Below are 15,239 nucleotides of genomic sequence, written 5' to 3' on the forward strand. Positions count from 1 at the left end.
CCCCGTTTTTTTCGAAAAGAGGACGCCGATGTCTTACACCACGCAATTCAGAACGACCACGCCGCATATGCTGAAGTCGAACAAGGAATACGCCAGCCAAACGTTGATGGGCGGTCTTTCCGGATTCGAATCACCCATCGGGCTCGACCGACGCGACCGTCTGCACGCGCTGAAGTCCGGCGATATCGGTTTCGTCCATTCATGGGACATCAACACTTCCGTCGACGGTCCGGGAACCCGAATGACCGTCTTCATGAGCGGCTGCCCGCTGCGTTGCCAGTACTGTCAGAACCCGGATACCTGGAAGATGCGTGACGGCAAGCCTGTGTACTTCGACGCCATGGTCAAGAAGATCGACCGGTACAAGGAGCTGTTCAAAGCCACCGGCGGCGGCATCACCTTCTCCGGCGGCGAATCCATGATGCAGCCCGCCTTCGTTTCGCGGGTCTTCCGCGCCACCAAGGAGATGGGCGTCCACACCTGCCTCGACACCTCGGGATTCCTCGGTGCCAACTACACCGACGAGCAGCTCGACGACATCGACCTGTGCCTGCTCGACGTCAAGTCCGGCAACGAGGAGACCTACAAGAAGGTGACCGGCGGCATCCTGCAGCCCACCATCGACTTCGGCCAGCGTCTCGCCAAGCACGGCGTGAAGATCTGGGTGCGATTCGTGCTCGTGCCGGGACTGACCGACGACGAGAAGAACGTCGAGGAGGTGGCGAACATCTGCGAGACCTTCGGCGACGCCGTCGAGCACATCGACGTGCTCGGCTTCCACCAGCTGGGACGCCCGAAGTGGCATGAGATGCGCATTCCATATCCGCTGGAGGACGCCAAGGGACCGTCCGCCAAGCTGCGCGAACGCGTGTGCAACCAGTTCAAGGACCACGGCTTCGTCGTGTACTAAATCGTCATGTACCAGGGCGTCGTGCATCAGGCCGTCGTATATCAGGCCGTGCATGCAATCGCCATCCTATCAGCCGGGCCACGTTCCGATGTGGTCCGGCTGTCGCATATCGCGACGCGTGCGAACCACCGGCGCCAAATCCGAGCAAACGGGCTGGCAGCGTTTAGCCTGTAAGTATGGCAGCAGAAATCTACACGTTTCCGGCCACGATGTCGATGAGGACGGCCGGTTCGACGGATGCCCGATCCGGAGCGGGATCGCACGACGACGTACCGAAGCCGGTCGAGGACGCCGTGCAGTCGGTGCGGGACATGGTGCTGCGCGATGCCTTCGAGTACCGTGAGATCCCCGTGCCGGCCTCGTTGGCCGACTACGGCATCGGCGTCGAGATCAGTTCCGGCGAACGGGCGAGTACGGCGGTCTCCGGCTGGATCATGGTGCTGTATTCCCATCGGATGCGTTCCGGCTGGCGATCGCGGTGGCGATGCGTGGCGTTCGCCTCCTGGGCATTGCGACGCGAACAGCACAACAGTCTCACCCCCTCGCTGTACTGGACCGACATCGAGCGGCTGCTCGTCGACCGGCTGCCCGGATCGCTGATGGGTACGGTAAGCGTCAATCACAACACCTCGTTCGAATCGTCCAATGACGTGGAGCCGGTGGCCTCGGTGAGCTGCGAAGCCCGCGCCTCGTGGACTCCGGACGTCCGAGACGGTAGTATCTTGGACGCTGGAAGACAGATAGACATGTGGGCGCTGTTCCTGACGTCCCTCATGGAGAACGAGGAAGGGAGCGACATTTTCCGTGGCTGAAGTCAACGAACCCCATCTGCTCAGAGAGCCCAAGGCGGGCGTGCCCGATGTGATCGACACCCGTCGTGACTTCGACGACATGGTGGAGCGTTTCGCCGAGGCCGAAGGACCGCTGGCCGCCGACGCCGAACGGGCCTCCGGCTTCAGATACGGCCACGAGGACTGGCTGATCCAGTTCAAACGGGACGGCGCGGGCATCGCGCTGGTGGATCCCATCGCGCTGGGCGAGCAGGGAGCGGACTGGGGCGCCTTCAACGACGCGATCGGCGACGCCGACTGGATCCTGCATGATTCGCTGCAGGACCTGCCCGGATTCTTCGACATCGGGCTCAAGCCCCGCTCCCTGTTCGACACCGAGGTCGCGGCCCGTCTGCTGGGTAATACCCGCTTCGGACTGGCCGCCGTCACCGCCCACTATCTCGGACTCGTCCTCGCCAAGGAGCATTCCGCGGCGGACTGGTCGTACCGTCCGCTGCCGAGGGACTGGCGCAACTACGCGGCGCTGGACGTCGAAGTGCTCATCGAGCTTCGCGCCCGGCTGCTCGACGGGCTCCGCGCGCAGGGCAAAAGCGCATGGGCCGACGAGGAGTTCGCCTACCTGCTCGAGCAGGGGGCGCAGGGACGTCCTCCGCATCCCGAACCGTGGCGCCGCGTCTCGCACATCACCGCGCTGAACAACGATCCGCGCGGACTGGCCGTCGTGCGGGCCCTGTGGACGGCGAGGGACGAATACGCCCGCCGTCTCGACATCGCCCCGACCCTGCTGCTGTCCGATGCGGCGATCATCGAGGCGGCCCAGCGCAAGCCGCGGAACATCCGCATGTTCCGCGCCATCCGTTCGCTTAATGAGCGCGTGCGCATCCAGACCGGTGGCGAGCAAGACAAGATGTTCGAACGGTACGCGCCCATCCAGCGCAGCGTCAGGCCCACGGTGTGGAAGAACGCGATCGCCGAGGCGCTGTCGCTGCCGCATGACGCCTTGCCGAAGGCGGCGCCGCAGCCGACGCACGAAAGCACGAACGCCCCGCGGTCGATGAAGTACTGGAAGGAGCATCATCCCGACCGGTTCGCCCGGCTGCAGAGGGCGCGGCAGGTCATCGCGCAGATCGGAGAGGACACGCATACGCCGATCGAGATGATCATCAAGCCGAAGGTCCTGCGAAATCTGTGCTGGCAGGATCCGGTCCCGGACGATATCGGCCGGTATCTTAAGGGACAGGACGTGCGGGACTGGCAGATTTCGCTGGTCGCACAGTCCTTGGGTAGGGTTATGATATAGCGGTTGCCTTGAATGGCCTAACCAAAGTTTCAACGAATTGGAGCGCAGAGTGAAAATCAGCGTGAGGAATCTGGAACCCACCAAGGTTCGTCTGACCGTTACCGTTAACCCCGATGAGCTTGATCCGTACCTCGATGCGGCTCGCAAGGAGATCGCCAAGCAGGTGAACATCCCGGGATTCCGCAAGGGTCATGTGCCTGGTCCGATCATCGACCAGCGCATCGGCTTCGGCGCCGTCGCCGGAGAGGCCGTGAACAACGCTGTGCCCGAGCTGTACTCCAAGGCCTGCGAGGAGAAGGAAATCCGCCCGATGGCCCAGCCCGAGTTCGACGTCAAGGAAGTTCCGGCTTCCGCCAAGGACGAGACCAAGCTGAAGTTCACCGCCGAGGTCGAGGTGCGTCCGAAGTTCGATCTGCCCGAGCTTGACGGCCTGAAGATCGAGGTGGCCAAGCCCGCCGTCTCCGACGATGACGTGAACGCCCGTCTGGAGAACCTGCGCCAGCGCTTCGGCACCCTCGTCGGCGTCGACCGCCCGGCCGCCAAGGGCGACTTCGCCAACATCGACCTCGTCGCCGAGATCGACGGCGAATCCGTCGACTCTCAGGAAGGCGTGAGCTACGAGATCGGTTCCGGCACCATGCTCGACGGCATCGACGAGGCCCTCGACGGCCTGTCCGCCGGCGAGGAGACCACCTTCGAATCCACCCTGCAGGGTGGCGACCACGAGGGCGAGAAGGCCCAGGTCAAGGTGAAGGTCAACTCCGTGAAGGCCGAGGAGCTGCCGGAGCTGAACGACGACTTCGCTTCCGAAGCCTCCGAGTTCGACACCCTCGACGAGCTCAAGGCCGATGTGCGCAAGCAGTGCGAGCGCGACGCCGAAGGCCGTCAGGCCACCGACGCCCGCGACGCCTTCATCGCCAAGCTGCAGGACTCCGTCGAGATCCCGCTGCCGAAGGGCATCCTCAAGGAGCTCACCTCCGAGCGCCTCAAGCAGCTGACCCCGGATCCGGAGAAGGCCACCGACGACCAGAAGAAGGAAGCCTCCGAGGCCGCCGAGAAGGAACTGCGAGATCAGATCACGCTCGACGCTCTGGCCGAGAAGCTCGACGTCAAGGTCGCCCAGAACGACGTGATGAACTTCCTCGCCTCCATCGCTCAGCAGTACGGCATGGAGCCGAACCGCTTCATCCAGTCCATCATCCAGGGCGGTCAGCTCGGTTCCGCCGTGCAGGAAGTGGGCCGCTCCAAGGGCCTGCTCGCCGGCATGCGCGCCGTCTCCTTCGTCGACCCGGAGGGCAACGACATCGATCTGAGCCAGTTCCTCGGTGAGGACGAGGCCGAAGCCGAGGCTCAGGAGAGCGTCGAGGCCGCTTCCGCCGCCGCTGCCGTGGCCGACCAGATCTCCGAGGAGAAGGCCGAAGCCACCGAAGAGTGACATGGCTGAATGACGGCCGGCCGTTCGGCTTCGACCGTCGTGCCTAGGGCTCCCGCCTCTCGCAGGCAGGGAGCCCTTTTTCGCATCAAGGCTGTGAGCATATTCACTTTTCAGCGCAAATCACGGGGAACCGACCCGTGACGCGGTAATCTCGATAATTGAGTCACATTAGTGAAGGAGACAAGGTGAGCAACTATCTTCAGTCCTCGCCCATGATGGACGGCGGCGACATGCCCGCCGGGCCGGCTGATCCGATCTTCAACCGGCTGCTCAAGGAGCGCATCATCTGGATGGGCGAAGAGGTCAAGGACGACATGGCCAACCGCATCTGCGCGCAGATGCTGATGCTGGCCGCGGAGGATCCCAAGAAGGACATCTGGCTGTACATCAATTCGCCCGGTGGCTCCATCACCGCAGGCATGGCCATCTACGACACCATGCAGCTGATCGAGCCCGACGTGGCCACCATGGGTCTGGGCATGTGCGCCTCCATGGGCCAGTTCCTGCTCAGCTCCGGTACCAAGGGCAAGCGATTCCTCACCTCTCACGCCCGCGTGCTGATGCATCAGCCCTCCGGCGGCGTGGGCGGCACCACCACGGACGTGCGCATCAACGCCGAGCTGATCATGGACATGAAGCGTACCATGGCCGAGCTGACCGCCGAGCAGACCGGTCATACGGTGGAGGAGATCTACCGCGACAACGAGTACGATCACTGGTTCACCGCACAGCAGGCTCTGGAGTACGGCTTCGTCGACAAGCTGGTCACCACTCCGAGCTCCATCACCACCGAGAAGGGGGAGTGACATGGCTTCCGAAGAGGCTCAGTACATCACCCGTGCGCAGCGTCTGGCCGGCACGATGCCGCAGGCGCGCTACATTCTGCCGCAGTTCGAGGAGAAGACCCCATACGGCTTCAAGCGTCAGGATCCGTACACCAAGCTGTTCGAGGACCGCATCATCTTCATGGGCGTGCAGGTGGACGACACCAGCGCCGACGACATCATGGCCCAGCTGCTGGTGCTGGAAAGCCAGGATCCGAACCGCGACGTGATGATCTACATCAATTCGCCCGGTGGCTCCATGACCGCCATGACCGCCATCTACGACACCATGCAGTACATCAAGCCCGACGTGCAGACCGTGTGCCTCGGTCAGGCCGCGTCCGCCGCCGCCATCCTGCTGGCCGCGGGCACCAAGGGCAAGCGTCTGATGCTGCCGAACGCCCGCGTGCTGATCCACCAGCCCGCCATGGGACAGGACTTCGGCAAGGCCACCGAGATCGAGATCCAGGCCAAGGAGATGCTGCGCATGCGCGAATGGCTGGAGAACACGCTGGCCAAGCATACCGGTCAGGACGTGGAGAAGATCCGCAAGGACATCGAGGTCGATACCTTCCTTACCGCCCCTCAGGCCAAGGAGTATGGCATCGTCGACGAGGTGATCGAAAACCGCGATTAGTGAGATCGTGCCAGCACGATCGTGACGGTTGCATATCGGTCGGAGTCCGGATATTCGGGCTCCGACCGTTTTTCGTTTTCATGGCCGTCAGGGTGGGGAATTTGACTGACCGAGAGCATTCAAACGTGTTCTTGCTCACATCTGTATGACCTCATGATCGGGTTAGAACGCGCCAACGGCCGCAGTTCGCCGCTGATCCAGTGGCCTGTGGTCCATCGGTTCCGTCCAAGGAGAGTCGCGGGATGACCATTCTTGCATGAAACGCAACCGCGGTCTGTGCGGTTGATCGTGCCAACAAGGCCGGATCGATGGCGGGAGCGGCCCATCCAAGTGGGGATGGAATCCGGCGATTAGGGGGTATGGGTCGATTTTTTCGACGTCGTGACCGTTTCATTGTACGTCCGGTGACTCGCCGCGGGTATGGTAGGTAGTCGAACCGTGTTGTCATCCGGATGCCGATGGGCGTGCGATGGGTGCGAAGGAGTCATGTATGAGCCGTGTGGTGAGCTACCGCGAGGAGATCCCCACCTGCACGTTCTGTGGCAAGAGCGAGCATCAGGTGCGCAAGCTGGTCACCGGGCCCGGCGCCTCGATCTGCGACGAATGCATCGCCCTGTGCGTCGACATTATCTCCGAGGACCGCAGGGTGGACGCGATGGACAGGGTGCTGAAGCTTCCTCCGCCGAGCCGCATCTACGACTACCTTGATCGGTACGTCGTGGGGCAGCGGGATGCCAAGAAGACGCTGTCGGTGGCGGTGTACAACCATTACAAGCGCGTGAACATGGAGCTGGCCCAGAAGGCGGGGGAGCTGGCCGCCCGTAGACGGTCACTGGATCCGTTGGCCGACGTGGAGGTGGCCAAGTCCAACATCCTGCTGATGGGGCCGACCGGCGTGGGCAAGACCTATCTGGCTCATACGCTGGCCCGGGTGATGAAGGTGCCGTTCGTCATCACCGACGCCACCACGCTCACCGAGGCCGGATATGTGGGCGATGACGTGGAGACCGTGCTGCAGCGGCTGATTCAGGCCGCCGACGGTGATGTGGACCGCGCCGAGAAGGGCATCGTCTACATCGACGAAATCGACAAGATCGCCCGCAAGTCCGGCGAGAACACCTCGATCACGAGGGACGTCTCAGGGGAAGGGGTGCAGCAGGCGCTGCTGAAGATCATCGAAGGCACCGTCGCCTCAGTGCCGATGGAGGGCGGCCGGAAGCACAAGGATCAGGAGATGGTGCAGATCGACACGAGGAACATCCTGTTCATCTGCGGCGGCGCGTTCGTCGGACTGGACGACATCGTGGAGCAGCGTCTGGGCAGAAGATCCAGCGGATTCGCCACGGTCGAGCGGCGGCGGGAGGAGGACGTCGTCGATCCGCTTCGCCATGTCACCGCCGATGATCTGTCGAGGTTCGGTCTGCTGCCCGAGCTTATCGGTCGTCTGCCGGTGATCAGCGTGCTCGACGAGCTGACGCTGCACGATCTCGTCTCGATTCTGCAGGAACCGGCCAATGCGCTGACCAAGCAGTACCGGAAGCTGTTCGCCGCGGACGGCGTCGATCTCGTCTTCACCGACGAGGCCGTCGAACGCATCGCCGCCATGGCGATCGAACAGGGGACCGGGGCCCGCGGTCTGAGAGCCATCATCGAACGGATCCTCGAGGACACGATGTTCCGTCTGCCCGACATGCGCGACGTCGACGAGGTGATCGTCGACGGCGCCGCGGTCGACGGACGATCCGCACCCCAACTGGTCTCCGTGCCAAGACGCCGTCAGGCATAGCCGCCGAAAGCACCCTGCATCGGCGTTTTGCCTACATCGGCTTGAGCGCGATCCGCTGTCGATGCACCATATGCATCGGATCGACGTAGGTGCCGTTCGCACGTTTGACTCCCCAGTGCACGCAGGTGCCGGCGCAGTGATCGGACCGTCCGGCGGTCTGCGCGAACGGCATTCCCCGATTCACCGCCGTGCCGACGGGAGCTCCCGCTTCGGCCGGCTCGTAGGTAGTGGTCAGTCCGTTGCCGTGGCGAAGGCTCACCACGCTTTTACCACCTACCTGCCCGGCGAATGCGATCGTCGCCGTATCGGGCGCGATCAGCGTGGTGCCGGAAGGGGCGAGGATGTCAATGCCGCGGTGGCCGGGAAGCCATGGTTTCGCCGGGTTGTCGAACGACTTGCCCAGCGGGGGATCCGCATGCCCGGATGTGCGTACCGGCCAGCGGAACGCGGTCGGACAGGATTCCCCACCACCGGTCGCCGCGGAGACGGCTGGGGATTCGATCGTCGTCCATACGACCATGCCCGTCAGCAGCATGATCGTCAGCAGCAGGGAAAGACAGATCCTGCGGCTGAGGCCGCGTCTGCGGTCGGAGAGGCGCCGCTCCAGATACTGCCGAAGTCTGAGACGCTGACGATATTGATGTCGTTCGTATTGCCAAGGGGTCATGATGGTCCGCTCCCGTTCCGGTCATTGAATGGTGGTTCCAGTCAAGTCGATGGGAACGTCGGAGGCCACTGTGATGGGACAATGTGGTTGAATGCTTATCATCGTTGATATTGCAAGGATTGAAACGGTTTCATGAAACGGTATGGCCGTGATTCTTCTTTGCGACACGCCAAGGTTGCGACCGTGGATGTTGCACGCTATTATTCACATCTTGTGAGCTGATGCATCAGACACAGTATTCCTGCGTAGCTCAGTTGGCAGAGCATCCGACTGTTAATCGGACGGTCGCTGGTTCAAGCCCAGCCGCAGGAGCCACCAAAGCCCTTGATTCGTCAAGGGCTTTTTTCGTATCACAGGATATGACCCCGAACCTCGCGATACGACACATGATCTCGATCCGTCGTTCCGTCAAAGCCGTCAACCGGCCCGGTGCATGTGTAGAATCCTTGTAGATGACCAACGACGGGAGCAGTTATGTTGAAGGAATACACTCGGCCGGAGACCACACGCATCGATGACAACAAGAACATCTTCTCGATCCTCGAGGAGCGCGCCGGCCGTACTCCCGACGATTCGCTGGTGGAATTCAAGAACGGCGAGGGGGCATGGCAGTCGTTCAGCGCCGAGGAGTTCGAGAAGCTCGTCATCTCCCTGGCCAAGGGGCTGATCGCCAAGGGCGTGCGCAAGGGCGACTCCATCGCGATCATGTCGCATACGAGATGGGAGTGGACCGCATTGGACATGGCCATCATGTCCATCGGCGCCCTGACCGTTCCCGTCTACGAGACGAATTCCGCCGCACAGGTCAAGGCCATCTTCAACGACGCGCAGGTGCGCATGGCCTTCGTGGAGAACGACGCGCAGCGCGACAAGGTCGAGTCGGTGCGCGATCAGGCGGCCTATCTCGGCGACGTGTACGTGATCGACCTCGATGCGCTCGATACGCTGGCGGAATTCGGCCGTACGATCGCCGACGACGAGTTCTGGAACCGGGAGAACGCGGTGCAGGGCGACGATCTCGCCACCATCGTGTATACGTCGGGCTCCACCGGCACCCCGAAGGGCATCGAACTGACCCACGGCAACTTCGTGTTCATCACCTACTCGGGATGCCATTCCATGCCGGACATCTGCATGAAGCCGGACCGCCGCCTGCTGCTGTTCCTGCCGCTGGCCCATGTCTTCGCCCGGTACATGCAGTTCTTCTGCTTCGCCAGCAACGTCACGCTGGGTCTGTCCAGCGACCTGAAGACCATCATCCAGGACTTCCAGGTGTTCAAGCCCACCTTCGTGCTCGCGGTGCCGCGCATCTTCGAGAAGATCTACAACGCCGCCTCGCAGAAGGCCGGAGCGGGGGTCAAGGGTCGGCTGTTCTACGATGCGGCGACTACGGCGCGCCTGTGGTCCCGCTACCAGCAGTCGGATGAGCGCATGCCGCTGACGGTGAGGCTCAAGCATCTGTTCTACGAGAAGCTGATCTACCGCTCGATCATGGAGGTGTTCGGCGGGCATGTGGAGTACGCCGTGTCCGGCGGCGCGCCGCTCGACGGGCAGATCGCCCACTTCTTCAACGGCGTGGGCCTGCCGCTGCTTGAGGGCTATGGCATGACCGAGACCTGCGCCCCGGCCTGCGTGAACCCCACCACGGGCTATCGGATCGGCACCATCGGCCTGCCGATGCAGGGCGTGAGCTTCGGCGTGGCCGAGGACGGCGAGCTGTGCATCAGAAGCCGTGCGGTATGCCGCGGATACCACAATCATCCCGAGATCACCACCCAGCAGATCGTCAAGGGATGGCTGCACACCGGCGATCTCGGCGACATCGACTCCGATGGATTCGTCACCATCACCGGTCGCAAGAAGGATCTCATCATCACGGCCGGCGGCAAGAACGTCTCGCCCGGCGTGCTGGAGGCTTCGGTGATGACCTCTCCCGTGGTGGACCAGTGTCTGGTCATCGGGGATCGGCGCCCGTTCATCGCCGCGCTGATCACCATCGACCTCGCCGACGCGAACGCATGGCTGCGTTCCCAGGGCGGTCAGGAAGTGGATTCTCTGGAGGAGGCCAGCCACAATCCGATTATCGCCACCGAGGTGGAGCGGGCCGTGGATGCGGCCAACGCGCTGGTCTCCCGGGCCGAGTCGATCAGGAAGTTCGAGATCCTCGACGACGATTTCACCGAGGAGAACGGCATGCTCACGCCGAGCATGAAGACGAAGCGCGCGGTGATCGAGGAACGCTACGCCGACCTGATCAACGACGTGATCTACGTGCCGCGCCGTCGCTGATCGGCGTAAGGCGGCCCGGCGGGGCCGTGGCCGCCTCCTACAGTCCTACGGTCTACAGACCGGCGTCGGCGGGCCTGATGTATCCCGGGTCGATCAGCGTCTTCTTCAGGTTGTTGGCCGAGACGCTGACCGGGGTCTTCTCGATGAGCGGCACCTTCTTCCCGTTCATCGTCGTGGTGCCGTCGACGTCGTCGCCGGACACGCCCTTGCCTGCGTTGAGCAGCGTCGCGGTCTTGGCGATCTCCTTGGCGTAGGCGTCGCGGTCCTCGAGGCCGGTGCTCCACTGGGCGCCATCGACCACATTGGTGATGTTCGACAGATAGGCGCCGTAGCCGGTGACGATGGGCCATGCGTCGGTGGCGGTGTCGCCGTCCGCGTCGGTGGCGCCGCCCGAGACGGTGCCGGACGACTTCTGGGGATCCGGCACCTGATGCTTCTTGAGATCCTTGTTGCCGACGATGTTGTCGACGATGCCGCCGATGGTGATCTGCGGGTTGATGTCCGCCGCGGATCCCCGGTATCCTGCGGACGACAGCTGCGAAACGACCGCCGAGGCGACGAAATCGTTCATCGCCAGTACGCCGTCGATCGCCGGCAGGTTCTTGGAGTTCTTCAGATCGAGACGGTTGGACAGTTCCTTGCGGACGGCCTGCGCATCGGTGGCCTGGAACGACACGGCCTTCCAGCTGTCCGCATCGCTGTGGGCGTCAAGCAGGCCGGAGGGGCTCACCGCCGCGCCGGAACGATAATAGGGGCCGAGCACCTCCCAGATGCCGGAGAACACTTCCTTGGTGACGGCGTCGTCGGCGTTGGCGGGCAGGAGGATCTCCACATGCTTGGGGTTCTCGCTGCTGGTCTGCGACAGTTCGAGCTTGCTGGCGAGCAGCGTGGCCTGCGTGCGGGCGATGTCGCGGAGCGTGGACAGGCTGACGAAAACGTCGGGCGTATACCCTTCGATGCTGTTCGCGACGAGGATGACGCGCACCCCGGCCTTGCGGGCCCGGTTCAGTGCGGTCACCAGTCGGGAGACGTCGCCGTTCGCGGACGTGTCGTCGGACGTATCGGATGAGGAGGAAGAGGACGATGCCGACGAGGACGCGGATGCGGACGACTTGCCGTCAGTGTTGTTTTCGGCGGTGTTGTTTTCGGCGGTGTTGTTTTCGTCAGTGGACAGCGATTGCGACACATAGTCGCCGTACTGCCGGGTCACGTCGTCGGGGGAGGCCACGGGCGCCACGATCATCGTCTCCCGGGAGGTGCCGGCGTTGGAGGTGCCGGCGTTGGAGGTGCCGGCGTTGGAGGTGCCGGCGTCGGAATCGCCGGAGTTCCCCTCGGCATCCTTCCGCTTGCTGCGTTCGGCAAGACGGTCGTTGATCGCGTCCGCCTGATCCTCCAGGCTTTTGGAGCTGGTCGTGGTGATGTCGTCCTTGTCGATGCCCTGATCGACGAGTGCTTCGGTGACGGAGCGCTCCAGCTTCGTCCACTTGTTCAGTGGCGTGCTCTGCGAAAGGGTGATGCCGTCCGAGGGGAGGAACATCGATACCGTCCCCGGGTCGCCGGTCGTGGCGGAGGCGCTTGCCGAGGGGGATTCGGCCGAATCGGAGTCCGTTTCTCCACAGGCGGCCAGCGTCAGCAGCATGGCTGCGCAGGTGGCCGCCGAGAAGATCATCCTGCAACGTTCTCGCCACTTGAGCACGACATCACATCCTTCGGTTCGTATGAGCCGGGGCGGGGCGCCCCACAAAACATCGACTATGGGGATTGTAGGCCATTTCCCTGATCAGCGCCCTGATCGGCGCCCGGCGCCGGCGTTCGCACTTACCGGACGGCGAGGAGACACCGACCGGACGGCGAGGAAGCAACGACCGGGCGGTAAAGACGCGACGGGGGCGGTGCCGCGACGTCGTCGCGTATCACCGCCCCCGTGCGATCCGGAGTGTCGTGCGCTATGCGGCAAGCGCCTTGGCGAGGTTCTCGTCGAGGGCGTTCATGAAGCCCTCGGTGTCGAGCCACGGCTGGTCCGGTCCGATGAGCATGGCGAGGTCCTTGGTCATCTGGCCGCCTTCGACGGTGTCGACGATGACCTTCTCCAGCGTCTCGGCGAAGTGACGCACCTCGGGGGTGCCGTCGAGATCGGCGCGGTGCTTGAGACCGCCGGTCCACGCGAAGATCGAGGCGATCGGGTTGGTGGACGTCTTCTCGCCCTTGAGCCAGCGGCGGTAGTGGCGGGTGACGGTGCCGTGGGCGGCCTCCGCCTCGACGGTCTGTCCGTCCGGGGTCATGAGCACGGAGGTCATGAGGCCGAGCGAGCCGAAGCCCTGCGCCACGGAGTCGGACTGCACGTCGCCGTCATAGTTCTTGCAGGCCCAGATGTAGCCGCCGTGCCACTTGAGGGAGCTGGCCACCATGTCGTCGATCAGCCGGTGCTCGTAGGTGAGGCCCTCCGCCTCGTAGCGGTCCTTGTACTCGGTTTCGTAGACCTCGGCGAAGATGTCCTTGAACTGGCCGTCGTAGGCCTTGAGGATGGTGTTCTTGGTGGACAGGTAGACGGGGTAGTGGCGCATGAGCCCGTAGTTGAAGCAGGCGCGCGCGAAGCCGCGGATGGAGTCGTTGACGTTGTACTGCACCTGGGCGACGCCGCCGTCCTTGCCGTAGTCGTAGACCACATGCTCGATGGGTTCGGAGCCGTCCTCGGGGGTGAACGTGACGGTGAGCCGTCCGGCGCCCGGGACCTTGAAGTCCGTGGCCTTGTACTGGTCGCCGAAGGCGTGACGGGCCACGACGATCGGCTTGGTCCATCCGGGGACGAGCCGCGGGACGTTGCTCATCACGATCGGCTCGCGGAAGATCGTGCCGCCGAGGATGTTGCGGATCGTGCCGTTGGGGGACTTCCACATCTTCTTCAGGCCGAACTCCTTGACGCGGGCCTCGTCGGGGGTGATGGTGGCGCACTTGACGCCGACATGGTACTTCTGAATGGCCTTGGCCGAGTCGATGGTCACCTGGTCATCGGTGGCGTCGCGGTTCTCGATGCCCAGATCGTAGTAGTCGAGATCGATGTCGAGGTACGGCAGGATGAGACGGTCCTTGATGTCCTTCCAGATGACGCGCGTCATCTCGTCGCCGTCAAGCTCGACGACCTTGCCCTCTACATTGATTTTTGCCATATGAATCGCTCCTTCTGCCGGGCATATGGGTATTGGTCACATTAACCACGCCCTTTCATACACGACATATGTTTCCTCGCGCACGAAATGTCCGTGTCCGGCGAATGGTACCGTCGGGACCCGCGTCTGGACGCCGCATTAGCCTAGGAGCCATGACACAAGAGACTGAAATCGGCTTGGGCAAGTCCGGCCGTCTGAGCTATTCCCTGGACGATGTCGCCATCGTCCCCTCCCGACGCACCCGCGATCCGCAGGATGTGTCCACATCGTGGCAGGTGGATGCCTACGAGTTCGAGATCCCGGTGATCGGCGCCCCGATGGATTCGGTGATGAGCCCGAAGACCGTCATCGAACTGGGACGGCTCGGTGGCCTCGGGGTCCTTGATCTCGAGGGTCTGTGGACCCGCTACGAGGATCCGGAGCCGCTGCTCGCCGAGATCGCCGAGCTGCCGCAGGAGCAGGCCACGACGCGCATGCAGGAGCTGTACTCCGCACCGATCCGCTCCGAGCTGATCGCCCGCAGGCTGCACGAGATCCGCGAGGCGGGCGTCACCGTGGCCGGCTCGCTGACTCCGCAGCGCACGCAGGAGTTCTACTCCACGGTGATCGACGCCGGCGTGGACCTGTTCGTGATCCGTGGCACCGCGGTGTCGGCCGAGCATGTGTCGAGCACCCATGAGCCCCTGAACCTCAAGAAGTTCATCTACGAGCTCGACGTGCCGGTGATCGTGGGCGGTGCCGCCACGTACCGCGCGGCCCTGCACCTGATGCGTACCGGCGCGGCGGGCGTGCTGGTCGGCATCGGCGGCGGCGCGGTCTCCACCATGCGCACCACCATCGGCATGCATGCGCCCATGGCCACGGCCATCGCCGACGTGGCGGCGGCCCGTCGCGACTACATGGACGAATCCGGCGGCCGCTACGTGCACGTGATCGCCGACGGCGGCACCGGCGTGTCCGGCAACTTCGTCAAGGCCTTCGCCCTCGGCGCCGATGCCGTGATGCTCGGCACGCCGCTGGCCCGTGCGGCCGAGGCTCCCGGTCATGGTGAGCACTGGGGCGCCGAGGCATGCCACGCCGAACTGCCCCGCGGACGCCGCTACCATGTGGGCACCGTCGGCTCCATGCAGGAGATCCTGTACGGTCCCAGCCACCGTCCGGACGGTACGGTCAACTTCATCGGCGCGCTTCGTCGTGCCATGGCGACCACCGGCTATGTGGACGTCAAGGAGTTCCAGCGCTGCTCGGTGGCGGTGACGCCGTACGAAAGCCTGTGACCGATTCGATCACGGCTTCGCTTCCGATGCCGGCGGCCCACACGGGTCGCCGGCATTCGTCGTCTTCGGGCGGTTTCCCTGGAATTTGACGGGGGATGCCGATCCCTGCCGCCATGCGAGGACATGGAGTCAAGGGGGTATTGCCGAACTTTTCAA

12 protein-coding genes and 1 tRNA gene are annotated in these 15,239 nt (G+C 63.6%); 10 read left to right on the forward strand and 3 right to left on the reverse strand.

What is annotated here, in order from left to right:
- Positions 1-28: 28 nt before the first annotated feature.
- The 7 genes from pflA (at position 29) to clpX (ending at position 7,683) form a co-directional block, all read left to right on the forward strand.
- The gene (gene pflA / locus CSQ87_RS01825) at positions 29-910 is read left to right on the forward strand and encodes a pyruvate formate-lyase-activating protein (protein WP_100512140.1); all 882 of its coding nucleotides are present in this window, start codon (positions 29-31) and stop codon (positions 908-910) included.
- A 176-nt stretch (positions 911-1,086) separates the two neighbouring features.
- On the forward strand, positions 1,087-1,722 hold the full coding sequence (locus CSQ87_RS01830) for a DUF3000 family protein (RefSeq protein WP_100512141.1): 636 nt from the start codon (positions 1,087-1,089) through the stop codon (positions 1,720-1,722).
- Positions 1,715-3,001 carry an HRDC domain-containing protein gene (locus CSQ87_RS01835; RefSeq protein WP_243388787.1) on the forward strand — a complete coding sequence of 429 codons (1,287 nt, stop codon included), beginning with the start codon at positions 1,715-1,717 and terminating at the stop codon, positions 2,999-3,001. Before CSQ87_RS01830 ends, CSQ87_RS01835 begins: the two co-directional genes overlap by 8 nt.
- A gap of 49 nt (positions 3,002-3,050) precedes the next feature.
- Positions 3,051-4,436: a trigger factor gene (gene tig, locus CSQ87_RS01840; protein ID WP_100512142.1), complete on the forward strand. Its 1,386-nt coding sequence runs from the start codon at positions 3,051-3,053 to the stop codon at positions 4,434-4,436.
- 215 nt (positions 4,437-4,651) lie between these two features.
- On the forward strand, positions 4,652-5,242 hold the full coding sequence (locus CSQ87_RS01845; protein WP_165776696.1) for an ATP-dependent Clp protease proteolytic subunit: 591 nt from the start codon (positions 4,652-4,654) through the stop codon (positions 5,240-5,242).
- A gap of 1 nt (position 5,243) precedes the next feature.
- A complete protein-coding gene (locus tag CSQ87_RS01850) occupies positions 5,244-5,897 on the forward strand; it encodes an ATP-dependent Clp protease proteolytic subunit (protein ID WP_100512144.1) in 654 nt (217 codons plus the stop codon).
- Between the two features lie 490 nt (positions 5,898-6,387).
- A complete protein-coding gene (clpX, locus tag CSQ87_RS01855) occupies positions 6,388-7,683 on the forward strand; it encodes an ATP-dependent Clp protease ATP-binding subunit ClpX (RefSeq protein ID WP_100512145.1) in 1,296 nt (431 codons plus the stop codon).
- A gap of 31 nt (positions 7,684-7,714) precedes the next feature.
- Here clpX and CSQ87_RS01860 read toward each other — a convergent pair whose 3' ends face one another.
- Positions 7,715-8,350, reverse strand: a complete 636-nt coding sequence (locus tag CSQ87_RS01860) for a M23 family metallopeptidase (protein WP_100512146.1) — start codon at positions 8,348-8,350, stop codon at positions 7,715-7,717.
- Positions 8,351-8,589: 239 nt separating this feature from the next.
- On the opposite strand from CSQ87_RS01860, the gene CSQ87_RS01865 reads away from it, so the two are divergent.
- Both CSQ87_RS01865 and CSQ87_RS01870 read left to right on the forward strand, forming a co-directional pair.
- Positions 8,590-8,665: transfer RNA gene (locus CSQ87_RS01865), tRNA-Asn, on the forward strand.
- A gap of 159 nt (positions 8,666-8,824) precedes the next feature.
- Positions 8,825-10,639: an AMP-dependent synthetase/ligase gene (locus tag CSQ87_RS01870; RefSeq protein WP_100512147.1), complete on the forward strand. Its 1,815-nt coding sequence runs from the start codon at positions 8,825-8,827 to the stop codon at positions 10,637-10,639.
- Positions 10,640-10,691: 52 nt separating this feature from the next.
- On the opposite strand, the gene CSQ87_RS01875 is transcribed toward CSQ87_RS01870, so the two are convergent.
- Both CSQ87_RS01875 and CSQ87_RS01880 read right to left on the reverse strand, forming a co-directional pair.
- On the reverse strand, positions 10,692-12,335 hold the full coding sequence (locus CSQ87_RS01875; protein WP_165776684.1) for a substrate-binding domain-containing protein: 1,644 nt from the start codon (positions 12,333-12,335) through the stop codon (positions 10,692-10,694).
- Between the two features lie 250 nt (positions 12,336-12,585).
- Positions 12,586-13,806: an NADP-dependent isocitrate dehydrogenase gene (locus tag CSQ87_RS01880; protein ID WP_100512149.1), complete on the reverse strand. Its 1,221-nt coding sequence runs from the start codon at positions 13,804-13,806 to the stop codon at positions 12,586-12,588.
- 152 nt (positions 13,807-13,958) lie between these two features.
- On the opposite strand from CSQ87_RS01880, the gene CSQ87_RS01885 reads away from it, so the two are divergent.
- Positions 13,959-15,083 carry a GuaB3 family IMP dehydrogenase-related protein gene (locus tag CSQ87_RS01885; protein ID WP_100512150.1) on the forward strand — a complete coding sequence of 375 codons (1,125 nt, stop codon included), beginning with the start codon at positions 13,959-13,961 and terminating at the stop codon, positions 15,081-15,083.
- Positions 15,084-15,239 lie beyond the last annotated feature (156 nt).

This window comes from Bifidobacterium simiarum (genome assembly GCF_002802905.1).
Lineage (GTDB): Bacteria > Actinomycetota > Actinomycetes > Actinomycetales > Bifidobacteriaceae > Galliscardovia > Galliscardovia simiarum.

What these genes read in the sequence shown, in the direction of transcription:
- pflA (WP_100512140.1), top strand. Translation starts at nt 29, where the DNA reads ATGTCTTACACCACGCAATTCAGAACGACCACGCCGCATATGCTGAAG.
- CSQ87_RS01830 (WP_100512141.1), top strand. Translation starts at nt 1,087, where the DNA reads ATGGCAGCAGAAATCTACACGTTTCCGGCCACGATGTCGATGAGGACG.
- CSQ87_RS01845 (WP_165776696.1), top strand. Translation starts at nt 4,652, where the DNA reads ATGGACGGCGGCGACATGCCCGCCGGGCCGGCTGATCCGATCTTCAAC.
- CSQ87_RS01850 (WP_100512144.1), top strand. Translation starts at nt 5,244, where the DNA reads ATGGCTTCCGAAGAGGCTCAGTACATCACCCGTGCGCAGCGTCTGGCC.
- clpX (WP_100512145.1), top strand. Translation starts at nt 6,388, where the DNA reads ATGAGCCGTGTGGTGAGCTACCGCGAGGAGATCCCCACCTGCACGTTC.
- CSQ87_RS01860 (WP_100512146.1), bottom strand. Translation starts at nt 8,350, where the DNA reads ATGACCCCTTGGCAATACGAACGACATCAATATCGTCAGCGTCTCAGA.
- CSQ87_RS01870 (WP_100512147.1), top strand. Translation starts at nt 8,825, where the DNA reads ATGTTGAAGGAATACACTCGGCCGGAGACCACACGCATCGATGACAAC.
- CSQ87_RS01880 (WP_100512149.1), bottom strand. Translation starts at nt 13,806, where the DNA reads ATGGCAAAAATCAATGTAGAGGGCAAGGTCGTCGAGCTTGACGGCGAC.
- CSQ87_RS01885 (WP_100512150.1), top strand. Translation starts at nt 13,959, where the DNA reads ATGACACAAGAGACTGAAATCGGCTTGGGCAAGTCCGGCCGTCTGAGC.